General features: G+C 56.0%; 7 protein-coding genes. 2 read left to right on the top strand and 5 right to left on the bottom strand.

Annotation, left to right across the window (positions count from 1 at the left end; genetic code table 11):
• Positions 1 to 246 precede the first annotated feature (246 nt).
• Positions 247 to 1,617 (bottom strand): hypothetical protein, encoded by a 1,371-nt coding sequence (locus KBZ04_RS11085; RefSeq protein WP_254991990.1) that lies wholly within the window; start codon positions 1,615 to 1,617, stop codon positions 247 to 249.
• 221 nt (positions 1,618 to 1,838) lie between these two features.
• Positions 1,839 to 2,024 carry a hypothetical protein gene (locus tag KBZ04_RS11080; protein ID WP_254991989.1) on the bottom strand — a complete coding sequence of 62 codons (186 nt, stop codon included), beginning with the start codon at positions 2,022 to 2,024 and terminating at the stop codon, positions 1,839 to 1,841.
• Positions 2,025 to 2,655: 631 nt separating this feature from the next.
• Here KBZ04_RS11080 and KBZ04_RS11075 point away from each other — a divergent pair.
• The gene (locus KBZ04_RS11075; protein WP_254991988.1) at positions 2,656 to 3,216 is read left to right on the top strand and encodes a thermonuclease family protein; all 561 of its coding nucleotides are present in this window, start codon (positions 2,656 to 2,658) and stop codon (positions 3,214 to 3,216) included.
• Between the two features lie 388 nt (positions 3,217 to 3,604).
• On the opposite strand, the gene KBZ04_RS11070 is transcribed toward KBZ04_RS11075, so the two are convergent.
• Complete coding sequence (locus tag KBZ04_RS11070) at positions 3,605 to 4,516, bottom strand: hypothetical protein (protein ID WP_254991987.1); 912 nt, start codon at positions 4,514 to 4,516, stop codon at positions 3,605 to 3,607.
• 1,123 nt (positions 4,517 to 5,639) lie between these two features.
• Between KBZ04_RS11070 and KBZ04_RS11065 the strand changes: the two genes are divergently transcribed.
• The gene (locus KBZ04_RS11065) at positions 5,640 to 6,560 is read left to right on the top strand and encodes a hypothetical protein (RefSeq protein ID WP_254991986.1); all 921 of its coding nucleotides are present in this window, start codon (positions 5,640 to 5,642) and stop codon (positions 6,558 to 6,560) included.
• 486 nt (positions 6,561 to 7,046) lie between these two features.
• Here KBZ04_RS11065 and xseB read toward each other — a convergent pair whose 3' ends face one another.
• Positions 7,047 to 7,319, bottom strand: coding sequence for an exodeoxyribonuclease VII small subunit (gene xseB / locus KBZ04_RS11060; protein WP_254991984.1), 273 nt, complete (start codon positions 7,317 to 7,319; stop codon positions 7,047 to 7,049).
• The coding region (locus KBZ04_RS11055; protein ID WP_315860108.1) for an exodeoxyribonuclease VII large subunit at positions 7,312 to 8,585 on the bottom strand (1,274 nt) is incomplete at its 5' end. The genes KBZ04_RS11055 and xseB, both read right to left, overlap by 8 nt.

Genomic DNA, 8,585 nt, shown 5'->3' with positions numbered 1-8,585 from the left:
CGATGACACCACTGACCATGCTGCTTCACTGTGCCGCTCACCTGAGTGGGCTGCCAGTTGACAACTTGTCGACGACCCTCTAGCCGAATGCTAAAGGCTTTATAACTTTACCTGAGCTGCGGCCTCTCGTCAAGCCTGGGACTGAGTTGCAATCCAGGCTGGGCCCAGTTGTCCACACCCTCCGCAGAGTCCATGGACTCCAAGCTGGACACAGCCCAGAGGTGTTTCCATTGAATTCCCGCGCGTTCAGCATGTGAAACGGCGCACCTCTCCTGGCGGTTTGAACAGGCGGCCGGGCCGTCCGTCAGCATGGCCAACGACAACCTCGCCGTCTTCGATAGCTAGCACCACCCATCCAGGGACCCAGTTGACGCCGTTCAGCAGGGTCTCCACCTCGTCCCCAGAGACGAGTGGCCGATCCATCCGATCCTGTTCCTCTAGTTCTTGTCGTGCCCGCTCCTCGCGCAGTCTGCGGTTCCGCTCTTGACTCAGCTGGTCAATCCGATCCCGTTCCTTTAGTTCTTGCCGCTCTCGCTTTAAACGCAGCCGCCTCTCTTCGTCCGCCTGCCGCTCTTGCTCCTCCCGGATCCGGCGCTCTATCTCCGCCTGTCCTTGGCGATCCTCCTGTTCGCGGCGGGCGGCATCCTCCTCCGCCGTGCGATGGATCGCATCGCGTTCTCCTTTGGCGCGGGTCAGCGCCTCCGGTTGTGCATAACCCTTGGCGAGCCACCCCACCATCAGCGACCTTGTGCACGGCAGCAGGATCGTCGGGGTTGAGACTTCCCCCATCAAAACCGGAGGCGGGAGGGTTTCTATTCCGAGGATGCGGGACTTGTCCGATTCCTGCCTGATAACGAAGGCCTCATGCCCGTTCTCCGCTAGCCAGCAGCGGGCATCGTTCATGCCAGCGAGGTGGCGCTCCACGAAGACCCAGCGCACATCCGCAAAGTGCCGGCAGTGGTCCTCGGTCCGCGAGCTGATCTCTTGGACGCTGATCCGGCTGAGCTGTAACTCAACGGCGGAGACCATCTGCAAAGCTTCCGGTGTGAGGAAACCGTGCCGAAGGATCTCCGCCATCACGCGGTTGGGCGGATCGCGGGTACAGCGCACGATGGCAAGGTCCGGCGATCGCCAGCGGGGCGGATCTGTGCGATACCTGGCCTCTCGGAGGATGAGTGTCGGCTCCTCAGATGGGATCCCGTCAAGGCACCACTCTCGCGCGGAACCCATCATCCAGTCGAGAAAGGCGACATGCTCCTTGCTGACGGATTCACACGGTCGCTGAATCTTTTCCCCGGCCTCATTCAGAAGAGGTTCCGGATGGAAGTAGTGGGGCTCCACCATGATCTCTTCATCGGCGAGCTTTCCGGTTTCTGGATTTCGCTTCCGGCGGCGGTGGCCGCATCGGAAGGTGGAATCAACGCTGGCCTCCAGTGTGGCGCGGTCGAGGCCTTCGGCTTGGGCCTGTGTGAGCTGATGCCACGCCAGCAGGCACTGAAGGCAGATGCCACGAGATCCGCGCAATTGGCGGTTGACCTCGTTGACCTGCATTCCGCGATCGAGCATCGCCTTGATATCGATGGTGATCCCGGAGGGAGTCAGTACGGAGAAGGCCACCAGCGGAAAAGGAGATAAGTGCAATGATCCCGGACCAACAGGCTGCCCTGGCGCCAACAACGTCGGCGGCAGCAGCGACCCACCGGCCAACTAATCTGCGTCATCGTGGCTGATCGTTGCGGTGCTGAGCAGGTTCATGCCAGCCAGAGGCCTCCCTTCTTCGAGTGATCGCTACCGCTGACTAACCGTGTACGCCCAGGCACGATGTTCGCCTCACCGTCTCAACCGAAGACCCACACCACCCCCGAGACCTTGGGAATGGAGCAGGCCAAGGACCGCCCACCCTCCTCGGGGGAGAGCTCCTCCTCTGGCCCGCCAGTGAAGACCGGGACATGCTCACCGGTGAGGGTGTCGATGGGTTCGAGGGGCCAACCATCGGCGTCGAGGTGCCACAGGTAGCAGGTCATGGTGATGGAGAGGCTGCCTACAGGTTTCCCGTGGGTGGACAGGGCCAAGGTGTATGGGCAGTTCCCCCTCCCCACCGAGCACGTAATCCCATTGATCCAGCAGCCCGGTGAGTCGATCGCCGGTGGATCCGGACAGGGCGGACAGGGGGTCACCAGGGTCCGGACAGGGGAGGGCATCGTGCCTCTCACCAGTCGCCGCTTTACCCCGGACTGCCCGGACAGGCCGGACACCCCATCACCAAGCTATTGACGAGATCCCCCCCTCTGGAAGAGAAGCAGCGATGAGTGGGGCCAGCACATTGTCCGGGTGGTCCGGGTGGTCCGGTTGGCCCGGCGCTGGTGGGAGGGCTACCCCGCTTGCCTTCGCCATGGGCGAGTGACCTCATTCCCGAGGGCGATACCCTTCCCCGCCACCCTCGGTTGAGAATTAGATCCATACGCTGCCCCCTCTCACGCCCACAGCCCGCCAGGATCACGCCCCCCCCGAGCCCCGATGCGGTTCGCCCTACTCCTCTCCTGTCAGGGTCTAGCCCTGCTTCTACCCCTCATCACCCCCCTGGTAGCTCCTGCCGCCACGGTGATTTCAGTCGGTGATGGAGACACCCTCCGTGTCCTAGATCGTGGCCAGCGGGTGACCATCCGGGTCGCCTGCATCGATGCCCCCGAGATGGCGCAATCGCCCTACGGACAGCAGGCAAGGCAGGCGCTCCAGGCTCTCCTCCCCGTCGGCTCAACCGTCACGCTGAAGACTCAGACCACTGACCGCTACGGCAGGACCGTTGCCGAGGTCTTCACCCAGAACGGCGCCAACGCCGGCCTCACCCTGGTGCAGCAGGGCAACGCTTACGCCTACCGCCAGTACCTGAAGCAGTGCGATGAGTGGGCCTACCTCGATCGGGAGAAGCTGGCCGAGCGATACCGCGTCGGGCTTTGGATGGTTGACGGCGGGATCCAGCGTCCTTGGGATTTCAGGGCTGCAAGGCGGGGTGGCCAGAGCCAGCCGGCGCCAAGATCTCAGCGCCCGTTGAACCTGACGATCATCAACGGTGGGCGTGGATCTGGGAACAGTTCAGGACGGCGGTGGTATTGCAGAAATGTCGGGTCGTGGGAGAGAGCTCAGCAGCTGCTGCGGGAGGGGCACACCTACCTCGATGGCGATGGGGACGGTGAAGCCTGCGAGGCGCTGCGCTAAAACGATGCCAGAACCGGATCCACGCCGTGGTCGTCTTGCCGAGCTTCGGCAGCAACTGGCCGAGCTGGCACGGAGGGGCAAGGCGGCGCCTGTTGGCTCACAGGAGCGTGATTCTCTCGCGGAGCAGTACGGGGAGGTGCTGGCGGGGGTGCTCGCCTTGGCCGAGGAGCTGGAGGTCTGAAAGGATTTCTGTCAGTGCTACTCGACAATCTGAGCCACGTTCTGAAGGCGGGGAGGCTCCCATCTCGCGGCGGACATCAGCCTTGACGGCCTCGCTGTAGGACGCATTAACCGGTTCCATCATACTCCTAGGAGCTGAAACTGACGGGATCTGGAGACGTCACCTTTCCTGGCAGAGGGGGATGCGGCGATGAGTAGTCGCCTTCCATCAAGAAAATGGAATTTTAAGCACTGCTTGACATTGGATAGTCATCCTGGCGATCCACTCGCCTAGATTAGACTCCATACCGGTGGCAATAGATTCCAGCTCAGTTATAGTTCTAGTCAAGTCTGCGATTAGGACTTCTACCCGGGTCCACGGAATATTGAAGTCGCCCAGATTCCGACAGTACAGCGATCCGTTTATTACTGTTGCGTCACGGTGTGCGGCAGCTTTATTCCTTGCTTCTTGAATCCACAAGAGTTCAATAGCAGCATCACTAGAGTTGTCTTCGTAGCAAGCAGGTTCTTTGCATCTCTGGTTGCTCATGCATAAACTTTGAAATCGGGAATTGATGTTCGGTATCTTTTTTCTTCGAGCTGGCTGAAGGCGTCTGAACTCGTTTTTAAGATTTTGGATGCAACAATCAAACTCATTCTCCAATTCCTTGCTGTCCACGTGGCACTCATTCGTTAACTCCTCTCTGGCCATCGCAATAATCCTTTCAGGACTAACCCCATCAGGAGTACTGCAAAGAGTGATAGAAAAATCATCTGGGTTCTTAGAGGCTGCATTAAGAAAAGCAAGTTTCAGCTTTTCAATAAAGGCGATATCCTCCAACCATTTTGCTGCAGTCATGATGCTAGCGCATTGTCTCCCTCCAGAGCTTTCATCAAATGTACATGCGCTTAGCTTGACTATTAGGGATTCTGTCAATGCCCGTACCAGGCAGATGGCAAAATCAGCCGATCCGGAACTGTTTATGCGATCAACAACATTCTGGTCACCTTGAATGGCATAGATTGAACGCCAGATCGAGAATGCGATAATAAAGTCAGCTTTAATGCTTTGGACAAGAGTTTTGAAGTCATCTGGAGTTCTCGATGGCCGATCTTCATCGTACATTGAGTCGTCACGCATTCGGAATGTCTCCAGTGGTGGCTAATCAATAGTAGCAATACGAATTCTCTGAGGCGTTCTGGCTATGCTCGTCAAGTCCCATCTTCAATCTAAATTCCGAGGCACTACCCCTCATATGGGCCTCCCACCGATGAGGAAGCGCTGCACCAGCAGCCCGACTTCATGGCCAGGGGAGTAATGGAGGCGATCAGTGGGCCCAAGACGCTCCAAGGGATCGTCGTTGTGCAAGCCCGCACTGATCCAGTTGAGGCAGTATAGGAACGCGTGTGTGCGGCTTTAGCGCAATGACCTCGGAGTGGAGTGGACCGCCACTGACTGATGGTTAACCACGGAGAGGGTACCTGTCGGCCCCTTCCTCACTCCCACTCAGCACCGTCAGTCCCACACCACTCCCGAGACCTTGGGAACGGAGCAGGCCAGTGGCCGCCCGCCGGCTTGGGGATGGAGCGACTCGTCAGCCCCGCCCGGAGAACACCGGGACGCGCTCACCGGTCTCGGTGTCGATGCGTTCGAGAGGCCAGCCCTCAGCGTCGAGGTGCCAGAGGTAGCGGGTCATGGTGGTGGAGAGGCTCTCATCAGGATTCCCGGTGCCGGACAGGGTCAGCAGACGGCATCCATGCCATGACACTCCCCGAGAACGCGACGACCTCCCCCGAGCAGGGGTGGGGCATGCCCTTACGGCCAGGGCTGTGGTGGTCGGACAGGGGCGGAGAGGGCTTGGACAGGGTACGGACAGTGCTGGGCAGCTCCATCTCCCCAGTGTTCACGCATCCCGGACAGCCCGGACAGGGCGGACACACCACCACAAGAAAATCAGTGAGATCCCCCCCTTCCCTTCTGAGCAGAGAACTCAGAGAGGGGGGGGAACCCTGTCCGGCGTGTCCGGGTTGTCCGGCTCTTGGAGCGCGGGTAGGGCATCTGAAGCGTTGACTCCGGTTGGTGGAGCGCTCCAGCCCCGAGGGTGACCCCACTTCCGCCGCCATCGGATCCTGCACTGGGCAAGGCCGAGGTGACCGACAACAATGTGGTTGTGTCAATCGGAAACATCTAATTTGACTTGAGTGCAGTACGCTCTCCTATACAAGCCATAGCTCGCAAGGGACTTGTTTCGAATTGCAATTCTATGAAGGACTTTTCTCAACTCGGAAGATCTGGTATAGCAGCTGGGCTAAGCGCTGCCAGAAAGCTGCGTCAGGGTCTTGATGGTACTGGCTCAGCTCTCTCAGTTGCAGCCGGAGCAGTAGCGGCATCCCTCAGTGAGCTGAATAACATTGGCATTGATCCGCAGATGATCAGTCGCTTGAGCTCGGCTGCTACCAACCATGGTGTCGCAGCCGCTGATCTGTTAGCGAAGTTGCCAGGAGAGCTTGAACATTTCGGAACTTCTGTGGTCGATCAGTTCCTCAGAGGTGGTGATTCCCAAGGTAAACACTGGTCTCATTTAGAAAGCCAGGCGAATGCTCCCCAGCGATCCAGCGACCCTACCAATGCTATCTGGGAAGACGGGAGCGCGAATGTTTTCCGCGGTGCGACGGACATGTCATGGACAGAGCGAGCACAGGCAAGCTTTGACAACCACTTCGATGGCTTGATCGCCGCAGCACAGACCCCCGAGTTCTGGCAGCGGACCCTGGGCAATGCCATGGAGGCCAGCGTCTATGCAGCCGCTATCACCGCCGTTGACCAGCTGCTTATTCATCGCGATGAGTTGATCAATGGCACTCTTGAGGCTCGACGCGAGAGGCTGATCCAGATTTTGCAGACTAGTGGTCTCATGGCTGCTGGTGCTTTACCCGTATCAGTCTTTTTGGCATTGGCATTGATGTTGGTGCCGGGTTTGACCTTGGTTATGGGTCCGCTGGGCCTGATCGGCACAGCTGGTCTGGGCTTTAGGCTGATTTCTTCTGCGGTTAGAAACCCGAGCCAGCAGGAACGTCAAGTTGCACTGAACCTGCAGGGTTTGCTTCTTGAGAAGTTTTACGCGCTTCAGCGAGACGATGAAGGTTGCGTGACCATCACCGTAAGGGCTCTGCCAGGATTGTGAGGCCAGGCTGCCACAGCAAAGTCGATTGATTGCTGTGTAGCAAGCTAGGACCTACCCAATACTCCACTTCAGGGAACAGCATTTCTGTGAGGGTGCTAGTAGCCTTATATGACTTTATCAGTTGGCGGTGTTGAGCAAACGCTAGACCCATAGCCCCGCGCTCGATAACAGGATTGCCATGAAAGCAATCAGACCTCGCGAAGCGCTCAAGGGAATCGCCCCCGACTAAGCGGTTTAGCCGATTCAGTGAATCAAGATAAAAACGCAGCCCCGTGACGACATCAGCCAGTTGCTTGCGCACTTAGCAAGGGCACGAATCAGCGATCTTCGTGGGATGATCTACAAGGCCACGCTATGTGGACTCAGCAATCCAAGAATCTCTCAAGATGACGGATTTGCATGATCTTAACCAAGAAGATAGCCCGAACGGCTCGAAAATAACACTTAGCCTGAAGTAGGGTCTCATGGAATAAAGAATCGCCGAGCTCAGAAGGGTGCATCTACAAAGTTGTCCCTTGATTCTTCAACAGCCGGATCCGAGCTTAAGTCTCCAAGTTCTCTAAATGCATCTTTGACTTCCGCCTCAACCTGCTTCAATCGCTGATTAAGCTCTTTGATAAGTGTCGCTCCTCGCTTTACATCCTCAGATAGCTTATCTATTGGCGTTTCCGAAGTTTCTAGTGATTGTAGAATCCTCGCAAGTTCGGCCAACTTCTGCTCATAAGTAGGCTCATCAGAATGGCCCAGGCTTTCAGTCATTAGCAGTGGTCTCCACGCTAGAAACTTGACTAAATATAACCCCGTCACAGAGCTCCGTCTTCAATGATTCTGAAATCCTAACTTGGGAACAGGACTTTACTATGTCCCCTGATTTCGAATAGATTATAGAGTATCCTCGTGCCAATGTCGTAGCAGGAGAAGCATTCGTTATAGCCAGCTCCTTTGAATACAAAGCTTCTCGCTCTCGCTTTATACTCCTGAAGATGACATCTTCACTGAGTCTACCTTGCAGCCAGGAGAGCTCCCTTTCGTTAATGCTGAGTGAGGATTCTGTGCAAGTCATCATGCGCATCTTGAATGTTAAAAGGGATTGATTCATGCTGAGAAGATGCTTGCATAATCGTTGCTCACTAAAGTCCTTAGTCACCCAGTGCAGGCTTTTACTATACTGAACAATAGAATGATTAGAGTGGAACACTAGGGTTTGGCCATAGCCACTCAACACTTGCCTCTCATTCATGATCCGCTTCATCGCGGACTTATACCTAAGGCGATCTTTGCAAGCATCAAAGGTGTTGGTGGCTGAAATGATCGTATAAGTACATGCTCTATGCAGTAACCTAATCTCCTCGCGCAGCCTTTCCTCGCAACGAAGTACAATGTGCTTGGAGAAGAGAGTAAGTTCTGACTTCATGAGGCTAAGCCTCTGGCCTGCCGCAGAATACACTCTGACCCATGACCTATCTAGATTTTTAGAAGAACCTTCGAGCTGTTGCTTTTTAATGCTCATGTAGCTGGAAATACCAAGGCGCATCAGTCTGAAGGCTGGATCTAACTGCCTTCTGGAAGCTTCAAGACTTATGATCGTAATTCTGTTCAGTCGAGCATAGTAGTCTCTGATGAGTTGCTCAGCAACTTGATAGCGGCTGGCAATTTCTTCCGCTACTGCTGTTGGAGTTCTAAAATATTGATTCGCAACGATGTCCAATATAGAATTGTCATTGTCATGTCCGATGGCTGTCCATACTGGATGTCTATAGGATGCGATCCTTCTTGCTACTGTTTCGTTATCTAAAGTAGACAAGTCAACTCTTGACCCACCGCCGCGAGCAATGACAACAACGTCTAGATCAAGATTCTCTAAACATGCCATAGATCGAAGGATCGATTCCTCGCAGCTGATTCCCTGCATAACAGTGTCCGCAATATATATGGAGACCCGTGCATTGGCGGCCTCAATTGTGCTGACTATGTCACTGTAAGCAGCACTTTGTCGGCTCGTGATAAGACCAACCCTTTGGGGTA

The sequence above is a fragment of the Cyanobium sp. N5-Cardenillas genome (genome assembly GCF_024345515.1).
Lineage (GTDB): Bacteria > Cyanobacteriota > Cyanobacteriia > PCC-6307 > Cyanobiaceae > Cyanobium.
The sequence above is the reverse complement of the archived record's forward strand: the minus strand, read 5'-3'. Positions and strand labels throughout refer to the sequence as shown.

Bases quoted from the DNA above. Each gene is read 5' to 3' on its own strand.
- KBZ04_RS11080 (WP_254991989.1), bottom strand. From the start codon at position 2,024: ATGACCTGCTACCTGTGGCACCTCGACGCCGATGGTTGGCCCCTCGAA.
- KBZ04_RS11070 (WP_254991987.1), bottom strand. From the start codon at position 4,516: ATGCGTGACGACTCAATGTACGATGAAGATCGGCCATCGAGAACTCCA.
- KBZ04_RS11065 (WP_254991986.1), top strand. From the start codon at position 5,640: ATGAAGGACTTTTCTCAACTCGGAAGATCTGGTATAGCAGCTGGGCTA.
- xseB (WP_254991984.1), bottom strand. From the start codon at position 7,319: ATGACTGAAAGCCTGGGCCATTCTGATGAGCCTACTTATGAGCAGAAG.